Genomic DNA, 26,196 nt, shown 5'->3' on the forward strand with positions numbered 1-26,196 from the left:
GAAATTCCCCGCCATTTTTTCCTACGCTGGGTCGGGCTCCAGAGGCGCTTGGACTGGAAATGCGCTTCTTCCTACGCGGCTTCCCCCGATCACAAAAGATGGAAGACAACCGATCCATCGAAGCATATTCTGTCAGCCTTTTCCCAGTCATAAACATGAAGAGAAGGGGGGATGCAATCCGGCAGAGTTTTCTTGCTTTTTGAAAAATACTTGCACCTGTCACAAAGGATTTATATAATAAAAATATAAGTATGCGTTTAAATAACGTTATATTAATTAGTCGTCACACATTACAACTATAATCTGAGGAAAGCAGGGATCATGATGGTGAAATTGGTGGCAATTTATCGCAAGCCCGAAGATATCGATGCTTTTGACAAGCATTACTTCGAGGTGCATGGCCCATTGGCAGAAAAAATGCCTGGCTTAATCAAAATGGAAGTGAGCAAAATCTATGGAACACCAATGGGAGAATCCGACCTGCATCTGATGGCAGAAATGTACTTTGAATCCAAAGAGGCTTTGATGGAAGCGTTATCATCTCCTGAAGGCCGCGCAGCAGGAAAAGACCTCCGTGGCTTCGCTGGACCAGTTGTGTCCATGCACTTCGCTGAAGTTGTTTAATCATGACCACGAAAAGATTGATAGACGAACAAGCGCTCCATCAGAAGCATTACACAGAGATTTGCGAGAAGCTAAAGCAAGATCCATTTGCACAATTTTTGGGCATCAAGCTGATTGAGCTGGGAGAAGGAACTGCGACAGCGGAAGTGACGGTTGCGGATCATATGCTGAATGCACACGGCACTGCCCATGGCGCGATTATTTTCTCCTTAGCAGACTTCGTTTTTGCAGCTGCTTGTAACTCTTATGGCAAAACGTCTGTAGCATTATCGATGAACATCGGATTTTTGGCTGCTGCCATGAAAGGGAATCGCTTGGTGGCAACAGCGACAGAAGAGAAGAAAAACAATCGCACTGCCTGGTATCGAATTCGTGTAGAAACCGAGCATGGCTTGGTAGCGACGCTAGATGCACTGGCTTATCGAAAAAGTGATTACTTTGTCGCGATTGACGATACCGAATAACTGACTTCGAAAATAAAACGGAGAAAGGATGCCGAATGCCATGTGCTTAGGCTCCTTTCACTGTTTCAAGACGATACGAGAAAGGGGGCAAAGATGTCAGTGGAGATCCGAAATCGATTCAACCACTACCTGGGCATAGAAGTCGTGCACCGAGATGAACAGGGCTGTAAGGTAGCACTGAAAATTCGCCCCGAGCTATTCAATAGCATCGAAGGTGTCGTACACGGAGGCGTTACAGCGACATTAGCCGATGTGGCGATGGGGCATGGGGCAGCACCTCATGTGGATGGTGTACAGCAATGTGTGACGGTGGAGAGCAAGATTCAATATTTGCATCCTGCGCGTGGCGAGGTGCTAGAAGCACAGTCCCATGTATTGAAACAAGGAAAAACCTTGATCGTGATGGAAGCACGCGTGACCTGTGATGGCAAGCTCGTTGCTTTTGCTACAGGCACGTATGCACGGGTCAACCCGGCTGCACAAGGAGGACGTTGAGGATGGAAGAGAGCGTTCGCTTTGAACGTGAAGGACATATAGGACTGATCACGCTGAATCGTCCAGATGAACTGAATGCATTGAACTACGATACATTGGATCGCCTGGGAAACTTGATTGAGCAGGTACGTCTGGAAGCAAAAGAGATTCGCGTTGTCATCGTGAAGGCAGAAGGGCGAGCATTTAGTGCAGGAGCAGATTTGAAGGAGCGCCGCACGCTGACAGAACAGCAGGTACGTCGCAATGTCCGCAAAATCCGCGATGTATTTACAGCATTGGAAAGGCTGCCGCAGCCGACGATTGCCATGATCAACGGCTTTGCTTTTGGTGGGGGCTTTGAGCTCGCGCTGGCTTGTGATTTCCGCTATGCAGTCGCAGACGCCAAAATGGGTCTGACAGAGGTGAGCTTGGGGATTATCCCTGGTGCAGGTGGTACGCAGCGCTTGTCTCGCCTGATTGGACCTTCCAAGGCAAAGGAGCTGATCTTGACGGCTCGTCGCATCCAAGCACAGGAAGCGTACCAAATCGGCTTTGTAAACGGTGTCGCAAAAGATACAGAGGAGCTGCATGAGCTGGCAATGGGGCTGGCGAACGAGATTTTGGCGAATGCTCCGCTAGCGGTCTACCAGGCTAAGTCAGCCATTGATCGCGGAAGCAGCGTCGATTTGCAGACAGGTCTTGATATCGAAACGATGTGCTATGAAGTCATTATTCCAACGACAGATCGCTTGGAAGCTCTGGAAGCCTTCCGCGAAAAGCGCAAGCCAGTTTTTAAGGGCGAGTAACATTTTCAAAAAAAGCACTCCTACCGAGTCAGAACGTAACGGAATGAGGGAAGGATCATGATTTTTAATACGGAAATGGAAACGCTATCAAAAGAGAAAATGACGGAGCTTCAACTAGGACGCCTGAAGGAAACGGTCAAACGCGTATACGAACGCGTCCCTTTCCACACAAAAGCGTTTGATGAGGCCGGTGTGAAGCCAGAGGATATCCAATCGATCGACGACATTCAGAAGCTGCCCTTCATGAAAAAAACAGATTTGCGAGAGAATTACCCGTTCAATCTGTTCGCAGTAGAAATGAAGGAAGTAGCTCGCATTCATGGTTCTTCCGGGACAAAAGGAAAGCCGACTGTTGTCGGGTACACCAAAAAAGACCTGGAGAATTGGGCGGAGATCGTAGCACGCGCGATATGCTGTGCAGGCGGCGAGCCTGGAGACATTTTCCATAACGCGTATGGCTACGGACTTTTTACAGGCGGACTGGGTCTGCATAATGGCATCGAGCACATGGGCGCAGTAGCAGTGCCAGTATCCGGGGGCAATACTTCTCGTCAAATTACGTTAATCGAGGACTTCAAGCCACGTGGCATTGCAGCTACACCATCCTACGTCCTCAACATCGTCGAAGAGATGAAAAAACAAGGCATTGATCCGCGTGGGACGAGTGTCAAATACGGGATTTTTGGCGCAGAGCCGTGGTCGGAAGAAATGCGCGTACAGCTGGAGCAAGAGCTCGACATTAAAGCGGTGGACATTTACGGGCTGAGCGAAGTCATGGGGCCAGGTGTTTCCATCGAATGTCAGGAAGTGCAGGATGGTCTGCATATCGCTGAAGACCATTTCTACGCAGAAATTATTGATCCGAAAACCGGAGAAGTGCTCCCATACGGGCAAGAGGGTGAGCTCGTATTTACGTCGCTGACGAAAGAAGCATTCCCAGTTGTTCGCTATCGCACGGGAGATATCGCATCGCTCAATCCTGAGCCCTGTAAGTGCGGCAGGACAACCATGCGGATGTCTCGCATCAAGGGACGTGTTGATGACATGCTCATCATTCGCGGGGTCAATGTTTTCCCGACCGAGATCGAATCCGTCCTGCTGACTTTTAATCAATTGGCTCCACACTACCAGGTCGTCATTGAACGCGACGGTGCACTTGACCGTTTTGAAGTGCATTGCGAGCTGACACCAGCGTATGCAAACGAGATCAGTGGAAACGAAAGCTCTGTTCTCTCGCCATTGGTCAAGGAAATCTGTCATATGATTAAAAATACATTGGGTGTATCTGTAGTGCTGCGTGTGCAACCGCCGAATTCCTTGTCGCGCAGTGAAGGAAAAGCAATTCGTGTGGTGGATAACCGGAATAAATCACAGGCAGCTATCTAAGCGAATCGTTGCCAAAAGGGTGTGAACAGTTCATGACCTATGAATTTATCACCGTAGCTTGCGAGGACGGTGTCGGTATCATTACGTTGAATCGACCGAAGATTCTAAACGCACTGAATTTGCAGCTCGTCGATGAACTGGTTGACCAGCTGGAGCAACTGGACCGTGACCCGGACATTCGGGTGATCATCCTGACAGGCAATGCGAGAGCCTTCGCCGCGGGAGCCGACATTAATGAAATGGCAGAAGCATCAGCTATCGACATCATGAAGCGCAATCAGTTCGCGGTTTGGGATCGCATGTCACTCATCACAAAGCCAATCATTGGAGCAGTCAGCGGCTTTGTGCTCGGTGGTGGCTGCGAATTGATGATGAACTGCGATATTGTGATCGCTTCTGAAACAGCCGTCATCGGTCAGCCGGAAATCAAGCTGGGCGTTATGCCGGGGGCTGGTGGGACACAGCGTCTGACGCGTATGCTGGGCGAGCGAAAAGCAATGGAGCTGCTGCTCACAGGTGAGCCGATTTCCGCCAAGGAAGCACTGAAATACGGATTGGTCAATCGGGTAGTACCGGTGGAGGCGTACTATCAGGAAGCGCTCAAGCTGGCGAAGCAAATCGCCCAGCAGCCACCACTCGCCGTACAGGTTATCAAAAAAGCCGTTTACAAGGCAGGAGATCTCCCCCTGCAAGAAGGCATGGATTACGAGCGAAACAGCTTTTATCTGCTGCTGGCAAGCGATGATCGAAAAGAAGGCATGCAAGCTTTTCTGGAGAAGCGCAAACCCCGGTTTACGGGAAATTAGGAGGCGGCTATGTACGAAACGATTCTTTATGAAGTGTCAGAAGGCGTAGCAGTGGTGACCTTGAACCGTCCGGATAAATTTAATGCGTTTACTGCTGTTATGAACAAGGAAATTACGGATGCGCTGAAGCAAGCGCAGAAGGATGCGGATGTGCGCTGCATCGTTCTTACCGGCGCAGGTCGGGCTTTCAATGCAGGCCAGGACCTCGGCGACGTTTCCGGTGGTGGAGATGTGGATTACGGTGGTTTCTTACGGGATCGTTATAATCCAATGATCCTCCAATTTCAAAAAACCGAGAAGCCGATCATCGCAGCAGTAAACGGAGTAGCAGCAGGCGCAGGCATGAGTGTTGCGCTGGCTTGCGATATTCGACTGGCGTCAGAGAAGGCGTCCTTCGTCAATGCTTTTGTCAATATCGGGCTTGTTCCTGATTCAGGAGGCTGCTACTACTTACCGCGCATCGTCGGAATCGGCAAGGCGCTGGAGCTGGCGATGACGGGTGACAAGGTATCCGCGGAGGAAGCACTGCGTATCGGACTGGTCAATCAGGTGTATTCAGCCGAGACCTTCATGGAGGATGCGTTGGCGTATGCCCGCAAGCTGGCGGCGCTGCCGACGAAGGGCATTGGCTTGATCAAGCGCACGATGTACAAAGGGCTTGAGATGGGATTGGAAGAGACCCTGGAATATGAAGCTTTTGCACAAGAGACGGCTGGCAGCACAGAGGATCACAAGGAAGGGGTCACCGCTTTCATGGAAAAGCGTGCGCCTCGCTTTACAGGCCGTTAGAGGCGAAGGAGGTAAGCCCAAGTGAGTACGAAAACTATAGGCGTCATCGGGGCGGGAACGATGGGAGCGGGAATCGCTCTCGTCTGCGCCCGCAAAGGCCATCAGGTAATACTGCTGGATGCGAATCAGGCGGTGCTGGACAAAGCCGTTGTCTATTTGCAATCCATCCTGGCAAAAGACGTGGAGAAACAGAAAATCAGTGAACAAGAAATGACAAATACGCTTGAGCTGGTCAATCTCGTCTCGGAGATGGAGAAGCTAGCTGACTGCGATATCGTCATTGAAGCGGTGCCAGAGCGTCTGGATTTGAAAAAAAGCATTTTCAGCCAGCTTTGCGGCATTTGCAGAGAAGATGCCCTTTTACTAACGAATACTTCCTCCATCTCGATTACGGAGATTGCAGGGGGGCTACCGCATCCCGAGCGCATTCTCGGGTTTCATTTTTTCAATCCCGCACCTGTCATGCCTTTGGTTGAGGTCATTCGCGGGAAAAAATCGAGCGAGGAAAATGTGGAGCTGGCGTATCGATTCGCGCAAGAGTTGGGCAAGGTGCCTGTACTGGTTACGGACACCCCAGGCTTTATCGTCAATCGAATCGCGCGGCCTTACTATAATGAAGCATTGCGCATCTTGGGTGATCATGTGGCAGGTGTGGAGCAGATTGACCGCATCATGAAACTGGCTGGCGGATTCAAAATGGGACCGTTTGAGCTGCAAGACATGATCGGCATTGACATCAATTTTGCCACGACCAAATCGGTCTATACCGACTTCTTCCATGAAGGACGATTTAAGCCCAGCCGGATTCAGCAACAGATGGTTCAGTCCGGCAGCTTGGGCAGAAAGACGGGGGAAGGCTTCTATGACTACAACAAATAAGTCTGTATTGCTCGTGGGCACAAGCCCGTTGTATGCAGAGCTGAATCAATTGATGGTCGAAAAAGGATACCAGGTGCTTACGCTTGCAGAAGCGATGGCTGAACCAGAGAGCGTTGGGTTGGCTGTAGAAGTAAACAGCGTCGATTTGCAGGCAAAGAAGAGGCAGGTACGCGAGCTGGATGACCTGTTGCCATCAACCGTACCGATCATTACGACTTCGCTCGCCATAACAGCGACGGAGGTAGCGTCTTGGACACAGCATCCGGAACGGGTCTGTGGATTTGGGACGCTGGTGCCCTTGGGTGAGCGGGAGTTGATTGAAATAGCTCCTGCCCTGCAAACAGAGCTGGACGCGATTCAGGCAACGGAAGCCTTCTTTCAGTCGCTCAGGAAAGAGACGGAAACTGTGAACGACGAGGTAGGACTTGTGTTCCCGCGAATATTAACGCTCATTATCAACGAGGCTGCTTTTACCCTGATGGAAAAAGCAGCGACAGCTGGAGATATTGATATCGCGATGAAAAAAGGCACCAACTACCCGTACGGCCCCCTCGAATGGGCAGATCGCATCGGCCTGGACGAAATTTTTGCGATATCGAGAGGCTTGCAGCGGGACCTGGCTGAGGAGCGTTACCGGACAGCGCCCCTACTGCGAAAGCTGGTGCTGGCAGGGCGTGTGGGTGTACGCAGCGGGCAAGGCTTTTACACTTACGAAGCCAAAGAGGGTGTAGAAGGATGAGTATGAAAAACAAGGACGTGTATGTAGCAGCAGCAGTCCGTACGCCAATCGGCAAGCTGGGTGGAAGCCTGAAAAATACCCCCATCGACGATTTGACGGCTATTGTCTTGAACGGAGCGCTTGCGAAGGCAGGACAATCCGGTGAGATGGTTGATGGGGTCATCATGGGAAACGTCATATCGGCCGGACCGTTTATTAACATAGCGCGTGTCGGACTGCTGAAAGCAGGACTACCTGAGACGATTCCCGGACTGACGGTGAATCGGGTATGTGCATCCGGGCTGGAGGCAGTCAATTTGGCTGCCCAGTCTATTCAGGCAGGACATAGTCAAGTTATGTTGGCGGGCGGCGTCGAGAATTTGACTCGCTCGCCTTATATCATGGAAAAATTCGAGCAGCCGTATCAGCGTGGCGGACAGACACTGATCGAGTCTTTTGGCGGACCGCGTTCTGCTCCTGTCTCGCTTTATGGCGATTTGACCATGGGGGACACAGCGGAAAACGTGGCGGAGCAATTCGGCATCAGTCGCGAGGATCAGGATCGTTTTGCGGCAGAGAGTCAGACTCGTGCCATCAACGCTATGGATGCAGGTCTGTTCCGCGACGAGATCATTCCCGTCACCTTAAAGGGGAAAAAAGGTGAAGAGACGCTGTTTGACACGGATGAATTCCCAAGAAGAGATTCCACTGTGGAGTCATTGTCCAAGCTGCGTCCTGCCTTTCGAAAAGACGGCAGTGTCACAGCAGGTAACTCCTCCGGCATCAACGATGGAGCGGCGGCGCTGTTGCTCATGAATGAGGAGATGCTGCAAAAGACAGGAGTCGCTCCTTTGGGACGCATCGTTCATTTCGTCAGTGCTGGTGTTGACCCGCGCATCATGGGCATTGGTCCGGTCGCCGCGATACGCAAGCTGCTCGCCGAAACAAATATGTCTGTGGAGCAAATCGATCTGTTTGAGCTGAATGAGGCGTTTGCTTCCCAGTCACTCGCCTGCATGCGCGAGCTGGGGCTGGACCCCGAGAAAACGAATGTCAACGGTGGGGCAATCGCATTGGGTCATCCACTCGGGATGAGCGGTGCCCGTCTGGCAGGCACGATTCTATTCGAGCTGAAACGTCGCAAAAAGAAATACGGAATCGTTTCGTTGTGCATAGGTGGCGGTCAAGGATTGGCCACGTTAGTAGAAGCGCTATAGAAAAAAGCCCTGGTACATGGGAGGAGTGGAAGTATGAGTACACCTGTCATTATTGATGCTGTTCGTACGCCAATCGGCCGTATTGGCGGTGCATTGAAGGATGTGCGTCCGGATGATCTGGGCGCATTGGTAATTCAAAAGCTGCTGGAACGCAACTCCATTGATCCAAAAACGATTGATGATGTCATCATGGGCTGTGCCAATCAGGCTGGGGAAGACAACCGCAACGTCGCGCGTATGTCTCTCTTGTTGGCGGGACTTCCTGTGGCTGTTCCGGGAGTAACGGTGAACCGTTTGTGTGGCTCAGGACTGGAGGCTGTGAACCAAAGCGCAAATGCAGTCAAAGCAGGAGCAGGTCATGTCTATATCGCGGGTGGGACGGAGAGCATGACGCGGTCTCCGCTGGTGATGATGAAGCCGGGTACTGCTTTTCAGCGTGGGAACCAGCAGCTGGTCGATACGACGTTGGGCTGGCGACTGGTTAACGAAAAAATGAAAGAGATGTATCCTCCGATCACCTTGGGCGAAACTGCTGAGAATGTAGCCGAGCAGTACGGCATCAGTCGCGAAGCTCAGGATGAGTTTGCCTTGCGGAGTCAGCAAAATTACGCGCGTGCGTTGGCTGAAGGAAAGTGGGACGCAGAGATCGTTCCGGTAGAGCTGAAAGGGCGCAAAGGGGAAGTAACGCTGTTCGGACACGACGAGCATGCACGTCCAGATACGACCATCGAGCAACTGCAAAAGCTGAAACCAGCATTCAAAGATGGCGGCAGTGTGACAGCAGGCAACTCCAGCGGTTTGAACGACGGTGCAAGCGCACTGCTCATTATGGAACAAGAGGCTGCTCTTGCCGCAGGTCTAAAGCCTCGTGCACGAATCGTCGCATCCGCAGTGGCAGGTGTCGATCCTTCCGTGATGGGAATTGGTCCTGTACCGGCTACACGCAAAGTACTGAAGCAGGCCGGCTTGTCGCTTGCGCAGATTGATTTGTTCGAATTCAACGAGGCTTTTGCGGCACAGGCAGTGGCGAGCGTACGCGAGCTGGGGGTCAACCCTGATTTGGTCAACGTAAATGGTGGAGCGATTGCCCTGGGCCACCCGCTCGGGTGCAGCGGTGCGCGTATCCTTACTACTCTGCTGTATGAAATGGAGCGTCGTGACGCCCGTTACGGGTTGGCAGCGATGTGTATTGGAGTCGGACAGGGGATCGCGACGATTATTGAGCGTGTGTAGCTTGGGCAGATAGGAGGCAGGTACTCTTGATAGATAGACTGCAACCGGGTACGACGGAAGAGTTTACTGTGACAGTCACACAGGACATGCTGCCTGTTTTCGATGGGCAAGTCGTGCATCCGGTGATGTCGACGGTCAGCATGATTTACTACATGGAATGGGCGGGAAGACGCGTAATTTTACCGTATCTCGAACCCGATGAAGAGGGTTCGGGGTTTGCTGTAGACATCAAGCATGTCGGACCAGCAGTGATTGGTCAGGAGGTAACGTTCCGGGCTACCTGTGTGCAGGTTACCGAAAAACGCGTAGTGTGCGAGGTGACGGCGGACACTACGCGTAATCGTGTAGGGCTCGGGACGTTTGTCCAAGCCATCTTCAAAAAAGACGACATCCAGCGTCGTTTCGAGGCACTGCAAGCAGAAATCAACCAGGAAGTAAATGGAAAATAATAAATAAGACAGAATAAATTGACTCTTTTAAAATGTTTTAATATAATTACGTTTAAATTACGTTATACGATTTTAACGTCATATACTCTCGGTCGATTCACGCACTTCCTACAGAATATGGTACAATTTCACACAGCATACAGGTATGAATCGATTTGGGGGTAGAAGAAACGTGAAGCCACAATCCATGCTTTTTACAATTTACGGTGAATACGTCCGCCATTATGGAAGCGAAATCTGGATTGGTAGTCTGACCAAGCTGATGGGGGAATTCGGATTGTCGGAGCCCGCTGTTCGGGCGGCGATCTCCCGGATGCTTCGCCAAGGCTGGCTGGAATCGCGAAAAGTAGGGAACCGTAGCTTTTATTCGGTATCCGAGCGCGGCAAAAAGCGGCTGGAAGAGGCTGCGGCCCGTATTTATAAGGTCGAGACGGATGTGTGGGACGGCAAGTGGTGCATTGCCAGCTACAACATTCCCGAGGAGCGTCGAGCATTGCGGGATCAACTGCGCAAGGAGCTGGGCTGGATGGGCTTCGGGATGCTGACGACCAGTACTTGGATCAGCCCGAACAACCTCAGTGATCGCGTGAAGGATTTGACGGAAGCGCATGAGATCACGGAGTATGTAGAGATTTTCACATCTGAACATATGGGCTGGAGCAATCCGAAGCAGCTTGTGCAGAAGTGCTGGAACATCGATGAAATCAATGAAAAATACAAAGCCTTCATCGATGCTTATCGAGGGGAATACGAGCAGCTCTCTGCAAAAATGGGCAGTGGGGAAGAAGTGCCAGACAGCCATTGCTTCGTGGAAAAGACAAAGCTCGTCCACCAATATCGCAAGTTTTTGTTCATCGATCCTGACTTGCCGCAGGAATTGTTGCCAGAGCTGTGGTTAGGCAAAGAGGCGGATCAGTTGTTCCAAAATTACTACCAGCTATTGAATCCAGGGGCAGTACGATTCTTCGAGACCGTGTATGAGGCTGCGCCATCCACATAGGCGATAGCTGCGAAGGAAAGGCCCTAGCACGTCTAGGGTCTTTTCTATTCAATAATTTCTCCATTATTTAAAATGTAAGCGTTTTACTCGGGTGGAATTTTGGTGGACGCGAAACAAAGGGGGTACAGCACGAATATGACGGAATTGCTACAGTACGTTGCAAATGGCCTTGTCAGTGGCGGTATTTACGCAATCGTGGCGGTAGGATTTATCACGATTTACAACGTGAGCAAAGTGATCAATCTGGCACAGGGAGAGTTTTTGATGCTGGGCGGTATGGTCACAGTCGCTCTGATAGGCATGAATCTCCCATATGGGTTAGCGGCTTTGCTCGCGATCCTTATGGTCACCCTGATTGGGGTCATCATGCAGAAGTATGTCATCGCCTACGTCAAAAAGGCTAATCCGATTAGTTTGATTATTTTGACGATAGGTATCTCGACGCTCATTCGTGGTATTGCGAGCTTTATTTGGGGAAAAGATGCGTTTGCACTCGAACCGATTACGAGCAATGAGCCCATCTCCATTGGTGGGGTCATGATCGCACAGCAAAGCATCTGGATTTTGGCTGCTGTCCTTATCATTCTTTTTCTCCTTTGGTACTTGATGGACAAGACGATTCTCGGCAAAAAAATTAACGCCTGTTCAATCAACCCGATGGCAGCCCGCCTGATGGGGATTAGCCCGACGAAGATGAGCATGCTGGCCTTTGCCATCAGTGGAGCGACAGGAGCGATTGCAGGTATCGTGATCGCACCGCTTTCTGTAACGTCCTACGATATCGGCGTGCTGCTCGGAATCAAAGGCTTTTCCGCGGCGATTCTCGGCGGACTGGGAAATCCATTGGGTGCAGCCGTAGCCGCATTTTTACTCGGTATCGTCGAATCGCTGGGGGCTGGCTACATTAGCTCCGGCATGAAGGACGCGATCGCCTTTCTGGTGTTGATCGGCATGCTGTTGATTAAGCCATCCGGCATCTTTGGAGAGCGCAGCGTTGGAAAAGGAGGGCTATGATGAAGCAGATCATCGATAAGTGGGGCAAAAGCATTGGGATTTACCTGTTTCTGATGATTCTTTTCCCATTCGTTATGCCAGATGAATACTATCGTTCCGTCGGAATTATTATCGGTCTTCAAGCAATCGTAACCATCGGGCTATGCCTTGTGATGGGGCTGGCCGGACAAATCTCGCTGGGACAAGCAGCATTCTGGGGGATCGGTGCTTATACATCGGCAGTGTTGACAACGAAGTACGGTCTGTCGCCATTTGTCGGCCTCATTGCGGCTGCAATTGTTCCTGGGTTATTCGCCTTTATTCTCGGGCGGGCGATCGCAGGACTGCAAGGCTACTACCTCGCAATGGCAACTCTCGCATTTGGCTACATTGTCCAGATTGGGATAACGGAATGGGAGCCGGTCACGGGGGGAGCAAACGGGATGATTAGCATTCCGCAGATGACCTTCTTCGGTGAGAGTGAGCTCTCCATGTACTTTCTGATTTGGGGAGTTGTCACCTGTGTGCTGCTCTTCTCGCTCAATCTGTTGAATTCACGCGTCGGCCGAGCGTTTCGGGCGATTCACAAAAGTGAGATTGCCGCGACCTCGATGGGAATTGATGTCCGCAAGTTCAAGCTGAATGCCTTTGTGGTAAGCGGTATGTTCGCTGGTATTTCCGGCGGCTTGTACGCGCACTACATGGGGATTCTCGATCCGCAGCCGTTCGGACTGCACGAGTCGATCAAGTTTCTCACGATGGTCGTCATCGGCGGGATGACAAGCATCTGGGGCGCTTTGATTGGAACGATCCTGATTGGCTTTATCAGTGAAGGGCTTATCCTCTTGAGTGAAGTGGTGCCGGGATTACAAGGGGATGTCGATACGATTGTGTTCGGTGCGATTCTCGTGTTGATCATCATGTTCATGCCGGAAGGATTGGTTCCACGCATCCGGGCTGCTTTTGAAAAAGGGCAGGCGAAAAAGGCGAAGGGCATGGCTGACGAAGCACAGCGAGAGCAGCAGGTGGAAAGGAAGGCTGCAACATGACAACACTTTTGGATGTGCAAAAGCTCTCTCGCGATTTTGGCGGTGTACGAGCAGTGAATCAGGTAGATTTTCAGGTGAGAGAAGGAGAGATTCTCGCGCTGATCGGTCCGAACGGCGCAGGAAAAAGCACGGTGCTCAACATGGTGTCGGGTGTGATCCCGCCTTCGGAAGGAGAGATCCGATTCAGCAGCCAGCCGTTGACGCGCGTACAGGGCCACGAGTATGCAGGCTTAGGCATCACGCGAACCTTTCAAAACCTCCAAACGTTTGACGATATGACCGTCCTGGAAAACGTCATGGTCGGTATGCATACCAAGACAAGCGCGAGTCTCTTTTCCTGCGGCATGAATCTGGCAAAGTCCCGCAAGGAAGAGAAGCTGATGCAGGAGCAGGCACAGTCGTGGTTGGAGAATGTAGGACTGGCACAGGAAGCGTCCTTGCTTGCTGGGAGCTTGCCATACGGAAAGCTGCGGCTGATGGAAATTGCCCGCGCGATGGTTGCCAAGCCGCGGCTGCTCTTGCTGGACGAGCCTGCTGCGGGTCTGAACCATACGGAGACAGCAGAGATGAGCCGCATGTTTTGCGAGATTCGCGACAATGGAACCGCTATTTTGCTAGTGGAGCATGACATGGACATGATCATGGCAATTGCGGATCGCATCGTTGTGCTGGATCAAGGAGCAAAAATCGCAGAGGGAACCCCGCGTGAGATTCAGGAGAACCCGCGAGTGATTGCGGCATATCTTGGTGCAGAATGAAGCGCGAAAGAGGTGGAACGAGATGGGGAAGGCAGTCCTTACAGTAGACAACATCACGGCTCGCTACGGTCCGGTGGAAGTGCTTCACGGCATTACGCTGCAAGTGAACGAAGGCGAGATCGTATCCCTGTTAGGTGCAAATGGGGCAGGCAAAACGACGCTTTTAAACTGTATTTGCGGTCTCCACGGAGATAAGGAGGGCAAAATTTATTTTCGTGACGCGGACATTACGCGGGTCCCTGCGGAGCTGGTGGTACCCCGGGGCATGGCGCATGTACCGGAGCGCAGACAAATTTTTTCCACGCTGACCGTCGAGGACAATTTATGGCTGGGTGCTTCGCATCGGATGCCCAAGACGAGCAAAAAGGAAATTGCCAAAGAAATGGAAACGGTGTACGAGCGATTTCCGATTTTGGCAGAACGGAAGTGGCAGCTCGGAGGAACACTCTCCGGGGGACAGCAGCAGATGCTAGCGATTGGCAGAGCGCTCTTGTCTCGACCGCAGCTTCTCTTGTTGGACGAGCCTTCACTAGGGCTGGCTCCGCTGATTGCCAAGGAAATCTTGACGATTGTGCAGGAGATTCGTTCAGAGTGGGGCACCACGGTTCTGTTAGTCGAGCAAAACGCCCGCGCAGCGCTTGCCATTTCCGATCGAGCTTACGTACTCAGCACGGGTACGGTCATGCTGGAAGGGAATGCACAGGAAATCAGCAATGATCCGCGTGTGCAATCTGCTTATTTGGGTAGCTCACACGAAGCTGTTTAATCAAGATAGACCACATACATGGAGGGGGTACACCCATGAAAAAACGAACATTCAAACAATGGTTATTTCCAGCAGCAGTCGCATCGCTCGTCTTCTTAAGCGCCTGTGGCGGCGGCGCTACACCAGCAGCAGAGTCAGGCACTGGTGGCGCCAGCAAGGAGCCGATCAAGGTAGGAGCTATTTTCTCGCTGACTGGACCGAACAGCCCGCTCGGCGTACCAGAGAAGCAAGCGGTAGAGCTACTGGTAAAAGAAATAAACGGCGCAGGCGGTGTGGATGGTCGACCGCTGGAAATCATCTTTGAAGACGACAAGTCTGACAATACAGAAGCGGTAAAGGCGATCAAAAAGCTCGCCTCGAAAGAAAAGGTCGTAGCTGTACTCGGCTCCTCGGGCAGTGGTCCGTCCCTCGGGATGGCTGAGTATGCCGCAGCCGAAAAGCTCCCGCTGATCTCAATGGCAGCCGCAGACCAAATCACCAATCCGGTCCGTGCGGGCATCTATAAAACACCGCACACCGATGTACATGGAACGAAGCGTATCTTTAAATATTTGAAGGAAAAAGGCATCACGAAAATTGCTACGCTCAATGACAGCAATCCATACGGAAGCGGCTGGACGACTCAATTGCAAAAATATGCCCCTGAATACGGTATCACGATTGTAGCCGAAGAAAAATACGGCACAAAAGATCCGTCCATGAGCTCTCAATTGACCAAAATCAAAGGGACCGACGCACAGGCATTGATCGTAGCAGGAACGAACCCTGGGCCAGCTACGATTGTGAAGGAAGCCAAGCAGCTGAACTTCACGATGCCGATTATCAGCAGTCACGGCTCGGCGAACAGCAAATTCCTCGAACTGATCGGCGACTCTGGTGAAGGTGTCCTGATGGTAGCCGGAAAGCTGCTCATTCCTGAACAAGTAGCTGCCGACGATCCGCAATCCGCGATCATCAAAAAATTCGTAGAAGGCTATCAAGCTGCTTATAACACACAACCAGACGGCTTCGCGGGCTATGGGTACGATGGCTTGAATCTTCTCGTGGAAGGCTTGAAGCAAGCTGGAGGCGACGCGTCCAAGCTGGGAGAGGTTTTGGAAAAGGTGAAATACGTAGGGGTAACCGGAGAATTCAAGTTCACGGCAGACGATCATAACGGTCTGACAGAAGACAGCATGATCATGGTTGAAGTGAAGGATGGAAAATTCCAGCTCGTTAAATAAGTGAAAGAATAAAGGCTGTTCCCTCCGCGTCGTGTAGAAGAATGCGGGGGGAATCGTTGTTTTCATCACAACGGTAGGAGGATAAGCGATGTCTCAATTGCTGAATAGCGTCTTAATGGTCGCACCGATTTTACAAAAGGCATTTTTGTCCGAATGTATGGTGGGAGTTACCGACAAGGAGAAGTTTTTAGCCTATTATCCAGCGCAAGGCTTGAATCTCGGAATTCGGGTGGGGGATGCATTGCGCCCGGGAAGCATCAATGCGACTGCGGTAAGCGAGGGCAAGCGGGTCGTAAAGAAAATTTCCAAAGAGCTCTACGGCATTCCTTATATTGCAGTCGGCTATCCGCTGGTGGAAAACGGACAAGTGGTCGGTTGCTTGGCGACAGGTGTGACGACCGATCAAGAGGATCGACTGCACGGACTGGCGCAAAACTTGACGGACGCATTGGAAAATATCGCACTTCATACAGAAAGTCTGGCGAAGGATGCGGACAATCTGGCGCAGGCTAGCCATACATTGAGCGATGCTGCGGGTCAATTAGGTTTGAAAATTGCAGAAACGACACAAATCAACGAGCTGATTCGCAATATCTCGACGCGCTCCAATGTACTCGGCTTGAATGCGGTCCTCGAAGCGGCACGTGCAGGGAGTGCCGGTCGCGGCTTTTCCGTGGTCGCAGAAGAAATCCGCCAGCTTTCCCAGACGACCGCCACATCGGCGAAGGGGATCTTCCGCCTATTAGATGAAATGAATGAATTGGTAGGGACGGTATCTGGCGAAATGGAGAAGACGATGAATCACAGTGTGCAGCAGTCTACGCGAATCCAGGAGCTGGATGCGGTCATGCAAGAGCTGCGGCATATGGCCGAGCAGTTGAAAAAGGCGGCAGAAATAACTGGGCGCACATAAGTAGGTTCCTCATTATGTAAGCGTATTGCAAAAACGTATGACGTTATGTTATTATTGCGTTATAAAAACGTATTATAATTTTAACATAATGCATATCTGATAAAAGGAGGGCTTTCTCCATGCAAACAAGGAGCGAACATGCCGATCTGACTGAGAACGAAAAGTTGGAAGCGTTTTTAGCGCGAATCGACCGCGGGGAAAAAATAGAGGCGGATGACTGGATGCCAGACGACTACCGCAACCAGTTAGTTAAGCTGATTTCGATGCACGGCATCAGTGAAATCATGGGTGCCTTGCCGGAAAAGGAATGGGTACCAAAGGCACCGACACTGCGCAGAAAGCTGGCGATTATGGCAAAGGTCCAGGACGAGATGGGACACGGTCAACTGCTGCTTCGCGTCGCAGAGGACTTGCTTGAGCCATTGGGCAAGACGCGAGAGGATATCATGAATGATTTGTTTTCGAAAAGACTGAAATTTCACAATGTGTTCCACATGGAAGCTCCTACGTGGGCAGATGCTGGCGTGATCGGCTGGCTGGTTGACGGGGCGGCTATCATTACCCAATCGATGTCCCTCGATACATCTTATGCACCTTATGCACGTGCTCTGCATCGGATCTGTGCGGAAGAGAAGTTCCACGCCCAACACGGGGAGAGCATCGTACTGGAGCTGGCTGAAGGCACCGATGAACAGCGTCAAATGCTGCAAGAAGCAATTACACGCTGGTGGCCATCGCTCTTGATGTTTTTCGGGCCACCGGAAAACGGCAACATTACGAGCAATCAGGAAGCCAACATGCGTTACAAGATTCGTACACAGACGAATGAAGAATTGCGCCAAGTATTCCTGAAAAAGTATTTGCCGCGTATTTTCCACCTCGGCTTCACGGTTCCAGACGATACGATTTACTTCGACGAGGCAGAAGACAAATGGGTATACCAACAGCCTGACTGGGAAGAGTTCAAGCAGATCGTTAAGGGTAACGGACCGCGCTCTGCTCACCGTCTGAATCTTCGGGTAATGTCCTATGAAGAAACCAAATGGGTGCGCGATGCGATTATGTCGTACGGCCGACAAGTAGGGTAGGTGAATGTGGATGAGCAACGATAACTTTTTCATATATGAAGTATTCAGCCAAAAAAGCGTAAGTGCTCCGTTCGTCCAACAATTCAGTTTGTTGGCACCAAATAAAGAAGTCGCATTGAGCATGGCGAGGGAGAACTTCCTGCGCCGCGAGCCTTGTTTTAATTTGTGGGTGGTCAAGCGCGACGACATCTTCGGACTGCCGCCAGAGGAGCGTCCTTTCCTGGAGAGACTCGACAACAAGAGCTATCGGGAGACCAAAGGATACGGTGACTTGCAGTCGAGATGGCGCCATCATCGCGAGCAATACGAAGAAAAACAGAAGCATGCAGGCAACGGCAGCTAAGCAGGAGGGATACAATCATGGGCGACCATTTACTTGTAGAAACAGTGGAAGCAGCGAAACAAAACCCAGCATTTACAGGGGCCTTGACTGACCTGCTGTTCCAGCTTGCAGATGATGATTTTATATTGGCATATCGCGGATCGGAATGGCTCGGGCTGGCTCCGCATATTGAAGAAGATGTGGCGTTTTCATCGATGTCTCAGGACATGATGGGCCATGCCGTGATGTTTTATGAAATGCTGGAGCAACTGGGTGTAGGCAAAGCAGACGATCTCGCGCAGCTACGCGAAGCAAAAGCGTTTTCCAATGCAATATTGGTAGAACGCAAAAATGGCGAAGGTGAATACAACGATCATCCTCATTACGATTGGGCCTATGCGATTGTCCGCAGCTATGTGTACGGCTTATACAAGCAGGTTCGCTTGGAGGCTCTTACCCAATCCTCGTACGCGCCACTCGCACTGGTCAGTCGCAAAATGCTGACGGAGCATCGCTATCATCTGATGCACTGGCAAGTATGGTTGAAGCAATTGGCGAACAGTACGGCTGATGCGCGTCAGAGGCTGGAGGCAGCTATTGCAAAAGTGTGGAAGGATGCTGGGGAGCTACCTCATCTCGGACCAAAGCAGGACGAGATTGTTCGCTTCGGTCTGATTGCAGAAGAAGAGCAACTGAAGCAAAAATGGCTGACGCTGACAAAAGACATTTTCGATAAAGCGGGCCTTGATTGGCCGGGTGAGCCAGGAGTGCCACAGGAGCGTGGCCGTCACGGTGAACATACCGCCGATCTGGTGCTAGCTCTGGCAACCTTGTCCGAAGTGTATCGCATTGATCCGGCCGCGGGCTGGTAAAAGGAGTGATTCTCTCATGGCGCAAGAAGAACTGCAACTGCATGAAGGGCTTGAAGCGACATGCTGGGAACTGCTGCAGCAAGTAACCGATCCCGAAATTCCGGTGATCAGCATGGTGGAGATGGGGATGATTCACAAGGTGCGTGTCGATGCAGACGTTGTACACGTCGAGGTGCTCCCTACCTTTGTCGGCTGTCCGGCACTCGAGATCATGAAGAAGAACATCACAGAAAAGCTGGTGGAGGCGGAAGGAATCAATCAGGTTCAGGTAGAGTTCGTCTATGATCCGGCCTGGACGTCTGATCGCATCGCCTTGGAGGCCCGCGACAAGCTGAAGAGCTTTGGCATCGCGCCGCCACCGCTTGACTTCAAACCGGGGGATACATGGGAAGTAGCCTGTCCCTACTGTGATTCCCCGTATACACAAATGGAGAATCTGTTTGGCCCTGCTGCTTGTCGAAGTATCTTGTATTGCCGGCACTGCAAGAATCCGTTTGAGGCCCTAAAACCAATCTATTGAGAGATTGAGAGGAGCGAATGTCATGGGAGAGTACAAGCAAATGTTTATTAATGGAGAATGGGTAACTGCCGAGAGCGGTGAGTCGATTCAGATTACGAATCCTGCTACAGGTGAAGCAGTCGGAACAGTAACCTTCGGTGACGGTCGCGATGCCAACAAGGCAATCGACGCTGCTCATCAGGCATTCGCAAGCTGGTCTCGACTGACTGCTCGTGAGCGCGCCAAATATTTGTACAACTTGTCCGAGTTGGTAAAAAACAATCGGGATGAGCTGGCAGGCATCATTTCAGCTGAAATGGGCAAGCCATTGGGCGAGGCAAAGGGCGAAGTACTGGGTGCCGCTGATAACTTTGTCTGGTACGCAGAAGAAGCCAAGCGCGTGAATGGAGAAACGATCCCATCGTCGGTTGCGAACAAGCGCATTATGGTGCTGCGTCAGCCTGTAGGTGTGGTAGGGGCGATTACTCCATGGAACTTCCCGGTGAACATGGTTGCTCGTAAGATCGCTCCTGCTCTGGCAGCGGGCTGCACGGTGGTACTGAAGCCAGCAGAAAGCACGCCGTTGTCTGCGATTCGCATGTTTGAGCTGATTGAGCAGGCGGGTTTTCCAAAAGGCGTCGTAAACCTCGTCATCGGTAATCCTGAATCGATTGGGAAGGAATTCATCGACAATCCGAAGCTCTCCAAAATCGGTTTTACAGGCTCCACTCGCGTCGGCAAGCTGCTGATGGAGGGCGCGGCGAAGCAAGTGAAACGTGTCAGCATGGAGCTGGGCGGTCACGCGCCGTTCATCGTATTCCCGGATGCTGATCTGGATGCGGCTGTAAAAGGTCTGTTTGAGAGCAAGTTCCGCAACTCGGGCCAAATGTGCATTTGCACGAACCGCCTGTACGTTCACGAGGATGTCGCGGATGCGTTCACAGAAAAGCTGGTAGAGCGTCTGAAGCGTGCGAAGGTGGGAGATGGTCGCCAGAAAGAAACGGAGATCGGTCCACTGGTGAACGAGCGTGCCTTGAACAAGGTGCTCGAGCATATCGAGGATGCCAAAGACAAAGGCGGCCAAGTGGTGTTCGGCGGAAATCGTTTGGTTGAAGGTGATTATGCGAAGGGCTTCTATTGCGAACCGACCTTGATTGCTGGTGTTACAACCGATATGAAAATCTCTCATGAAGAAACGTTCGGTCCTGTCGTTCCACTCGTGCGTTTTACTGAGGAAGCCGATGTCGTACAGATGGCAAACGATACACGTTACGGCTTGGCTGCTTATGTATACACACGCGATAATCAGCGTTGCTTCCGTATGGCTGAGCTCCTCGAATACGGAATCGTTGGAATCAATGACGGATCGCCAACCCAGACACAAGCACCGTTTGGCGGCTTCAAGGAAAGTGGAATCGGCCGTGAAGGTGGCCGCTACGGAATGGATGAGTACTTGGAGACGAAGTTCGTTTCCTTTGGACTGTAAGATATGAAAGGAAGAAGAGTTCAGACAAGATCTGGACTCTTTTTTATTTTCATTTAGAAAAGGTTTAAAAGTTATCGATGCACCAATAAAGCTGGTGAGAAGAAAAAGCACAGGGCTCGTAGACCTTGACAACGCCTGCCCAGTCGGAACTTCCAAAAGGGGACCACGCTTGTCGAACACTACTTCCCTGAGAAACTTCCGCCCGTAGGGTGGCTTTGGCTCGACGGTCCCCTTTTGGAAGTGGAGACGGACAGTCAATCCCCCTTGAGGGCGTGTCAGAGTCGAAGAGAACTGTGCTTTTTCTTCTCCACTATGTTGGCTCAAACTAAAGGACCTTCATTTGTATCTATTTTGTGAATTGTATTGTTCAACACTTTGTTCATTTTTGTCTACAAAGAAAAAGGGAATCAACGGTATAATGGAGATTGGATCAAGGGCAACATTTAATAGATAAAAATTGGTATTTCATATCGACACAAAACGTACATAAGACGACGTCCAGCGATTGTGGCGTCGACCAAGATTTTCTATTTGGAAGGGAGGATATAAATATGGGAAATGCACATCAACAGCACGACATGTCACCAGGAATGGGACCAGCATCCTTTTCAGATTTGTGGAGCCCTGACGTGATGCTTTTCACGCTGATTGTAGCAACCGCTTACTTTCTCGTAACAGGTCCCATGCATAAACGTTTTGCCAATGCTACACCGGCTACGACGAAGCAACGCTTACTTTTTGTGTTGGCAATCGTGTTGTTTTACGCCGCACAAGGTAGCCCTATCAGTTATTACGGCCATCATTACATGTTTAGTTTGCACATGCTCCAACAATCGATCCTGTACTTCGCCCTGCCACCGCTTATGCTCTTGGCAATGCCTGAATGGCTTTTGGCCAAGATTTTCCGTCCGAAAACAATGAAGTTCATGCTGAACTCTTTGACACATCCGTTAGTGGCGGCACTGTTGTTCAACTCACTGTTCTCGTTCTACCATGTTCCGTTTATTTTTGATGCTGTTGCGAAGAATCATGAGTGGATGACGTTCTATCACATCATTCTCGTAGTTGCGGCATTCGCAATGTGGTGGCCAATTGTGAGTCCGCTGTCTGATAACAAGCGTCAACTGGCCGGATTGAAAAAGCTGTCGTACGTTTTTGCAAACGGTGTGTTGATTACACCAGCCTGTGCGCTGATTATTTTCGCCTCGGAGCCGTTGTACGCTACGTATATGAATGCTCCACAGTTGTTCCAAAGCCTGGATGCATTTAACGATCAACGTCTCGGTGGAATCATTATGAAGCTGGTACAGGAGCTTGTTTACGGCTGTGTGTTGGCGTATGTCTTCTACCATTGGTACAAGGCAGAGAAGCAGGACGACATGCCGATGGATCAATCCGCAGCTGCTATTCTCCTGAAACAATCCAGCAGCAGATAATGAAATAGCAGAAACGTTATTTGAATGAGGTGTAAAAATGGATCTCATGTTGCCTACGATAAGTACGGCTTTTATCGTTATTAGCGGAATTCTCGTTGCGTTTGGCTGGTACGCGATTGCCAAAAAGCAAGTAGAAAAGCATATGAAGATTATGAAGTGGGCTGCAATCTGTGCCACGATCTTCTTTATTACGTATGTTTCCAGAACAGCTTTTATCGGAAACACGCATTTTGGCGGACCAGACAGCATCAAGCCAATCTATCAGACTTTCTTGTTCTTTCACATCATCCTGGCTACAGTCGGTGGTGTGATGGGCTTGATTACACTCAGATTCGCTTACACGAAAAACTATGCTTCACATCGTAAGATTGGTCCGTGGACGTCCATTGTTTGGTTTGTCACCTCGATTACAGGAGCTACAGTTTATATGCTGCTGTACTGGATTTATCCAGGTGGTGGGACGTCTGGTGTACTGGATGTAATTTTTGGTAAGTAATCGTTTTAGTAGTTTTTGTGGCATTGGATACAATGTAGTTAGTTTATCCAGTCATCATTCGGATGTTCAGATAGAAGGAAACAGGAGGTACAAAACGTGGACCAGCAAATGACCGTGCAGGAATCGCTTGATGCCGATGCTTCTTTGCAGACACAGCCGGTAGCACAGGCTACCTTTCGGGATTACGTACAACTGACGAAGCCTGGTATTACCCTGTCAAACTTGATGACCACTTTTGCTGCTTTATGGTTAGCGTCTTACGGTTATCCGAACTGGAAGCTGGCTCTGTTCACCATGCTAGGAACCGCTTTGGTCATTATGTCGGGTGCCGCTTTAAATAATTTCTACGATCGTGATCTGGACAAAAAAATGAAGCGGACGCAAAATCGTGCGGTAGCAACAGGAAGAATCTCTGCACGTAACGCGATCCTTCTAGGGATTGGCTTGCTGCTCGCGGGAGTAACCGTGCTTGCTGTCTTTGCGAATCCTTTGGCCGCGGTCTGGGGATTGATCGGTCATATCTTTTACGTATTGATTTACACGCCGATGAAGCGCGTGACAACACTGAATACGGTTATTGGCGGTATTTCAGGTGCAGCTCCCCCGGTAATTGGATGGGTAGCCGTAACAGGCACCATGGATATGGCTGCATGGCTGTTGTTCCTGATTTTGTTCCTGTGGCAGCCACCGCATTTCTTGGCGTTAGCGATGCTGAAAACAGAAGAATACCGCGCGGGAAATCTGCCGATGTTACCTGTAGTAAAAGGCTTCGCCGAGACGAAGCGACAAATGGTGCTGTGGGGTTCGGTCTTGTTCCCGGCTTCTTTGCTGCTCTTCGTTCACGGTAGCGTAGGCTATGTGTATTTGATCGTGATGGGTGTAATGGGCATTGTGTACATGGTTTTGCTATTGCAAGGCTTCAAAGCCAAGGATGATCTCGCTTGGGCTCGCAAACTGTTTGGCTATTCGATCCTCTATCTGACAGTGTTTTGTGCAGCAATTGTCATTAGTACCATGGTCAACTATTATTGACACGAAACACTCACTAAATGTTCACGGAACATCCCTTGCTTAGCAGGGGATGTTTCATTATCGTAAAAGAGGACATAAAATGAAGGCTGTTTCGCAAGTAGCCTTATCCTCACAAGAAACAGGGTGAAATGAAATGGAAAAATGGCTGAAGCCTTTAGCTTTTCTTGCTACATTAATCATGTTTATCGTTATGGTAGCCGGATCACTTGTGACAAAAACAGATTCAGCGCTTGGCTGTGGGAATGATTGGCCGCTATGTAATGGGAAATGGGTTCCGGAATATACGCTGGCATCCATTATTGAATATTCACATCGCTTGATTACAGGTATTGCCGGTATTATTGTCGTGATTTTCTCGGTACTTTGCTGGCGCTATTACAAAGGCAACCAAGAAGTTCGCAATCTCGCTGTTTTTGGTTTGTTTTTCATCGTAGTGGAATCCATTCTCGGCGCTTCTGCCGTTATTTGGCCACAGTCCTCATCTGTTTTGGCTCTGCACTTTGGCTTCTCCTTGCTTGCTTATTCTGGCGTGTTTTTGCTGAGTGTGTTCGTTTATCAGCGGGAAAAAACACAAAGCCTGGTGAAAGCGACTGTCTCGAATGGCTTCCGCAAGTGGATGTGGTTCGTCGCGACGTACACGTACGCAGTCGTTTATCTTGGCGCGTATGTCAGACATACGGGTTCGAGTATGGCATGTAGTGACTGGCCACTGTGTCAAGGTCAGATCATTCCGGAGCTGGCTGGGCAGACGGGTATCCATTTTGCACACAGAGTCGCAGCAATGGTGTTGGGCTTCATGTTGTTAGGGACAATGATTTACTGCATTCGTCATTTTAAGGAAAAACGCCGTGACTTGTACGGAGCAAGTATCTGGGTCTTTATTCTTTGCGTCGCCCAAGTGTTCAGCGGCGGATTCGTGATCATTTACAAGCTTCACCTGTACGCTACACTGACTCACTCGATGATTATCACGATTATGTTCGGGATCATCAGCTACATGTGCTTGCAGACGTTGAAGTCGCCGACAAATGAAAAGCTGCGCTCCTGATTCGTGGAGGGCAGCTTTTTTATTTAGTGATGTGGTGGGGGGGAGAAGTGCATTTCCAGTCTACTCTTCTGCCTACGCCTGCTAGGGGAGATTCACTGTAACGGCAGGAAACTGAGTGACTAGCATTTCCTTTTTTCATCTTTCTAGATTGCCCACTTCAAAATAACTTTGGCATCTCAACAAGTTCAGTCTACAACGCTATTTCCTACAAACAAAGATAGCAGATTAGAGATCTTTTTTCTCCGGAGTAATAATCTCTCCCGTTTTCGGATTTATTCCAAAAGTGATAGAGCGTTTGGAATTTTTTTCAGTAAACGTAAGGTTATATCTGCTAAATTTGCTTACAAAGTTGTCTACAATATTGGCACTTGAAATCTCGTACGATTTTGTTTCTGGATGTAAGGCATAGATTTTATCTACCCCGGATTGTACATTTGGGTATGTTAGAACTTGAGAAGCATCCAATGATTGTATGGTATAGCTAAGGTTCCCCGTTTTTGAATCTACTGCAAAGTGAAAAAAGTTCTTTGAATCTTTTTCAAGTCTAATAACATACTTATCATACTCACCTTTTGAAACCACATCTTCATAAGCATTGATCTCATAGGATTTTGTTTCTGGAAACTGAACATAGACATTATCGATTGCTGCTTTCACATCCTTGTCCGCAAGAGCTTCGGAAGCTGAGACTTTTTTGTAAGCTCCTGCATACAATTTCTCAGAATCTTTGTTTTGAGCTACAGTCTTTTGAGTTGGATTTTCATTTGCACTTACTAGTAAAGCTCCAGATAGAGAAATCGCAGTAACCAATCCTAAAGCTGCCAAACGTACGGATGCTTTTTTAAGGTTTTTTTTCATGACAATTCTCCTTCAAGGTTATGTTTTCTGGGTTTTTTTACCCTAGGAATAAGATAGAGAAAACTATTAAAATAAAAAGTGGGGTAAATTTAAAGTTTTTATTAAATCTAGATCAAAGTGAAATTTGGCTAGCTTTCCTGCGCGGTAGCGTACATTGGTTAATTGAAAGAATTCCTTCAGGTACGCATTATTCCCTTGGTCTCACAAATTAAGAAAGCATCATACCCCTAAAAATCATTCCCAAATATTGCATTTGATCAAGCGAACCGTTCATGTTATATTAATAGTCCGCCTTTCAAAAACGGGCGAAATAAAGAAACAAAACGAAACACTCCAAATATTACCTGTTGATTTGAAGTAATCATACGTGGTATATTGTGAGTCCGGCACTTTTGAAGTGCTTGTAAAAAATGCTCTTTGAAAACTGAACAGCGAAAAGCGTTAATGAGTCTATCATTAAATGATTTGCCAGCTTTGAACCAGTAACAAACTTTATTGGAGAGTTTGATCCT

30 protein-coding genes are annotated in these 26,196 nt (G+C 49.8%); 28 read left to right on the forward strand and 2 right to left on the reverse strand.

The annotated features are described in order from the left end of the window. The first annotated feature begins 324 nt into the window (after positions 1 to 324). The 28 genes from AB1L17_RS29735 to AB1L17_RS29870 all read left to right on the forward strand — a co-directional run bounded on the left by AB1L17_RS29735 (position 325) and on the right by AB1L17_RS29870 (position 24,826). Positions 325 to 624: an EthD family reductase gene (locus AB1L17_RS29735; RefSeq protein ID WP_412848549.1), complete on the forward strand. Its 300-nt coding sequence runs from the start codon at positions 325 to 327 to the stop codon at positions 622 to 624. A 2-nt stretch (positions 625 to 626) separates the two neighbouring features. After that, a complete protein-coding gene (locus tag AB1L17_RS29740) occupies positions 627 to 1,088 on the forward strand; it encodes a PaaI family thioesterase (RefSeq protein WP_412848521.1) in 462 nt (153 codons plus the stop codon). 93 nt (positions 1,089 to 1,181) lie between these two features. Next, the gene (locus AB1L17_RS29745) at positions 1,182 to 1,583 is read left to right on the forward strand and encodes a PaaI family thioesterase (protein ID WP_412848522.1); all 402 of its coding nucleotides are present in this window, start codon (positions 1,182 to 1,184) and stop codon (positions 1,581 to 1,583) included. Positions 1,584 to 1,585: 2 nt separating this feature from the next. Beyond that, positions 1,586 to 2,368, forward strand: coding sequence for an enoyl-CoA hydratase-related protein (locus tag AB1L17_RS29750; RefSeq protein ID WP_412848523.1), 783 nt, complete (start codon positions 1,586 to 1,588; stop codon positions 2,366 to 2,368). A gap of 57 nt (positions 2,369 to 2,425) precedes the next feature. Then, positions 2,426 to 3,754 carry a phenylacetate--CoA ligase PaaK gene (gene paaK / locus AB1L17_RS29755; protein ID WP_412848524.1) on the forward strand — a complete coding sequence of 443 codons (1,329 nt, stop codon included), beginning with the start codon at positions 2,426 to 2,428 and terminating at the stop codon, positions 3,752 to 3,754. 32 nt (positions 3,755 to 3,786) lie between these two features. Then, complete coding sequence (locus tag AB1L17_RS29760; protein ID WP_412848525.1) at positions 3,787 to 4,560, forward strand: enoyl-CoA hydratase-related protein; 774 nt, start codon at positions 3,787 to 3,789, stop codon at positions 4,558 to 4,560. Between the two features lie 9 nt (positions 4,561 to 4,569). Then, entirely contained in the window at positions 4,570 to 5,349 is a 780-nt protein-coding gene (locus AB1L17_RS29765) for an enoyl-CoA hydratase-related protein (RefSeq protein ID WP_412848526.1), read from the forward strand. Between the two features lie 21 nt (positions 5,350 to 5,370). Beyond that, positions 5,371 to 6,228 (forward strand): 3-hydroxyacyl-CoA dehydrogenase family protein, encoded by an 858-nt coding sequence (locus AB1L17_RS29770; protein ID WP_412848527.1) that lies wholly within the window; start codon positions 5,371 to 5,373, stop codon positions 6,226 to 6,228. Next, the gene (locus AB1L17_RS29775) at positions 6,212 to 6,967 is read left to right on the forward strand and encodes a 3-hydroxyacyl-CoA dehydrogenase family protein (RefSeq protein WP_412848528.1); all 756 of its coding nucleotides are present in this window, start codon (positions 6,212 to 6,214) and stop codon (positions 6,965 to 6,967) included. The genes AB1L17_RS29770 and AB1L17_RS29775 overlap by 17 nt, the downstream gene beginning before the upstream one ends. Next, the gene (locus AB1L17_RS29780; RefSeq protein WP_412848529.1) at positions 6,964 to 8,163 is read left to right on the forward strand and encodes a thiolase family protein; all 1,200 of its coding nucleotides are present in this window, start codon (positions 6,964 to 6,966) and stop codon (positions 8,161 to 8,163) included. The genes AB1L17_RS29775 and AB1L17_RS29780 overlap by 4 nt, the downstream gene beginning before the upstream one ends. A 33-nt stretch (positions 8,164 to 8,196) precedes the next feature. After that, on the forward strand, positions 8,197 to 9,396 hold the full coding sequence (locus AB1L17_RS29785; RefSeq protein WP_412848530.1) for a thiolase family protein: 1,200 nt from the start codon (positions 8,197 to 8,199) through the stop codon (positions 9,394 to 9,396). A 26-nt stretch (positions 9,397 to 9,422) separates the two neighbouring features. Next, the gene (locus tag AB1L17_RS29790; protein ID WP_412848531.1) at positions 9,423 to 9,845 is read left to right on the forward strand and encodes a thioesterase family protein; all 423 of its coding nucleotides are present in this window, start codon (positions 9,423 to 9,425) and stop codon (positions 9,843 to 9,845) included. Positions 9,846 to 10,017: 172 nt separating this feature from the next. Continuing rightward, the gene (gene paaX / locus AB1L17_RS29795; RefSeq protein WP_412848532.1) at positions 10,018 to 10,845 is read left to right on the forward strand and encodes a phenylacetic acid degradation operon negative regulatory protein PaaX; all 828 of its coding nucleotides are present in this window, start codon (positions 10,018 to 10,020) and stop codon (positions 10,843 to 10,845) included. 135 nt (positions 10,846 to 10,980) lie between these two features. Beyond that, positions 10,981 to 11,859, forward strand: a complete 879-nt coding sequence (locus AB1L17_RS29800) for a branched-chain amino acid ABC transporter permease (protein WP_412848550.1) — start codon at positions 10,981 to 10,983, stop codon at positions 11,857 to 11,859. Then, on the forward strand, positions 11,859 to 12,887 hold the full coding sequence (locus AB1L17_RS29805) for a branched-chain amino acid ABC transporter permease (protein ID WP_412848533.1): 1,029 nt from the start codon (positions 11,859 to 11,861) through the stop codon (positions 12,885 to 12,887). Before AB1L17_RS29800 ends, AB1L17_RS29805 begins: the two co-directional genes overlap by 1 nt. Beyond that, the gene (locus AB1L17_RS29810) at positions 12,884 to 13,645 is read left to right on the forward strand and encodes an ABC transporter ATP-binding protein (RefSeq protein WP_412848534.1); all 762 of its coding nucleotides are present in this window, start codon (positions 12,884 to 12,886) and stop codon (positions 13,643 to 13,645) included. Before AB1L17_RS29805 ends, AB1L17_RS29810 begins: the two co-directional genes overlap by 4 nt. A 22-nt stretch (positions 13,646 to 13,667) precedes the next feature. Further along, positions 13,668 to 14,411, forward strand: coding sequence for an ABC transporter ATP-binding protein (locus tag AB1L17_RS29815; RefSeq protein WP_412848535.1), 744 nt, complete (start codon positions 13,668 to 13,670; stop codon positions 14,409 to 14,411). A 35-nt stretch (positions 14,412 to 14,446) separates the two neighbouring features. After that, a complete protein-coding gene (locus AB1L17_RS29820) occupies positions 14,447 to 15,634 on the forward strand; it encodes an ABC transporter substrate-binding protein (protein WP_412848536.1) in 1,188 nt (395 codons plus the stop codon). A gap of 88 nt (positions 15,635 to 15,722) precedes the next feature. Beyond that, positions 15,723 to 16,547, forward strand: coding sequence for a methyl-accepting chemotaxis protein (locus tag AB1L17_RS29825; RefSeq protein WP_412848537.1), 825 nt, complete (start codon positions 15,723 to 15,725; stop codon positions 16,545 to 16,547). 119 nt (positions 16,548 to 16,666) lie between these two features. Further along, complete coding sequence (paaA, locus tag AB1L17_RS29830; protein WP_412848538.1) at positions 16,667 to 17,635, forward strand: 1,2-phenylacetyl-CoA epoxidase subunit PaaA; 969 nt, start codon at positions 16,667 to 16,669, stop codon at positions 17,633 to 17,635. A gap of 10 nt (positions 17,636 to 17,645) precedes the next feature. Beyond that, positions 17,646 to 17,978, forward strand: coding sequence for a 1,2-phenylacetyl-CoA epoxidase subunit PaaB (gene paaB, locus AB1L17_RS29835; protein ID WP_412848539.1), 333 nt, complete (start codon positions 17,646 to 17,648; stop codon positions 17,976 to 17,978). A 17-nt stretch (positions 17,979 to 17,995) separates the two neighbouring features. Further along, a complete protein-coding gene (gene paaC, locus AB1L17_RS29840) occupies positions 17,996 to 18,829 on the forward strand; it encodes a 1,2-phenylacetyl-CoA epoxidase subunit PaaC (RefSeq protein ID WP_412848540.1) in 834 nt (277 codons plus the stop codon). 16 nt (positions 18,830 to 18,845) lie between these two features. Then, positions 18,846 to 19,349 (forward strand): 1,2-phenylacetyl-CoA epoxidase subunit PaaD, encoded by a 504-nt coding sequence (paaD, locus tag AB1L17_RS29845; protein WP_412848541.1) that lies wholly within the window; start codon positions 18,846 to 18,848, stop codon positions 19,347 to 19,349. A 22-nt stretch (positions 19,350 to 19,371) separates the two neighbouring features. Continuing rightward, positions 19,372 to 20,814: an NAD-dependent succinate-semialdehyde dehydrogenase gene (locus AB1L17_RS29850; RefSeq protein WP_412848542.1), complete on the forward strand. Its 1,443-nt coding sequence runs from the start codon at positions 19,372 to 19,374 to the stop codon at positions 20,812 to 20,814. A 551-nt stretch (positions 20,815 to 21,365) separates the two neighbouring features. Continuing rightward, a complete protein-coding gene (locus tag AB1L17_RS29855) occupies positions 21,366 to 22,250 on the forward strand; it encodes a cytochrome c oxidase assembly protein (protein ID WP_412848543.1) in 885 nt (294 codons plus the stop codon). A 37-nt stretch (positions 22,251 to 22,287) separates the two neighbouring features. Continuing rightward, positions 22,288 to 22,746: a DUF420 domain-containing protein gene (locus tag AB1L17_RS29860; RefSeq protein WP_412848544.1), complete on the forward strand. Its 459-nt coding sequence runs from the start codon at positions 22,288 to 22,290 to the stop codon at positions 22,744 to 22,746. A 96-nt stretch (positions 22,747 to 22,842) separates the two neighbouring features. Further along, positions 22,843 to 23,778, forward strand: coding sequence for a heme o synthase (gene cyoE / locus AB1L17_RS29865; protein ID WP_412848545.1), 936 nt, complete (start codon positions 22,843 to 22,845; stop codon positions 23,776 to 23,778). Between the two features lie 133 nt (positions 23,779 to 23,911). Continuing rightward, complete coding sequence (locus tag AB1L17_RS29870; protein WP_412848546.1) at positions 23,912 to 24,826, forward strand: COX15/CtaA family protein; 915 nt, start codon at positions 23,912 to 23,914, stop codon at positions 24,824 to 24,826. Between the two features lie 225 nt (positions 24,827 to 25,051). Here the strand turns inward: AB1L17_RS29870 and AB1L17_RS29875 are convergent, their stop codons facing one another. Both AB1L17_RS29875 and AB1L17_RS29880 read right to left on the reverse strand, forming a co-directional pair. Then, positions 25,052 to 25,684, reverse strand: a complete 633-nt coding sequence (locus tag AB1L17_RS29875) for a hypothetical protein (protein WP_412848547.1) — start codon at positions 25,682 to 25,684, stop codon at positions 25,052 to 25,054. A 275-nt stretch (positions 25,685 to 25,959) separates the two neighbouring features. Next, positions 25,960 to 26,196: hypothetical protein (locus AB1L17_RS29880; RefSeq protein ID WP_412848548.1), on the reverse strand; the 237-nt coding region annotated here is incomplete at its 5' end.

The organism is Brevibacillus jepli, from assembly GCF_047229145.1.
Lineage (GTDB): Bacteria > Bacillota > Bacilli > Brevibacillales > Brevibacillaceae > Brevibacillus.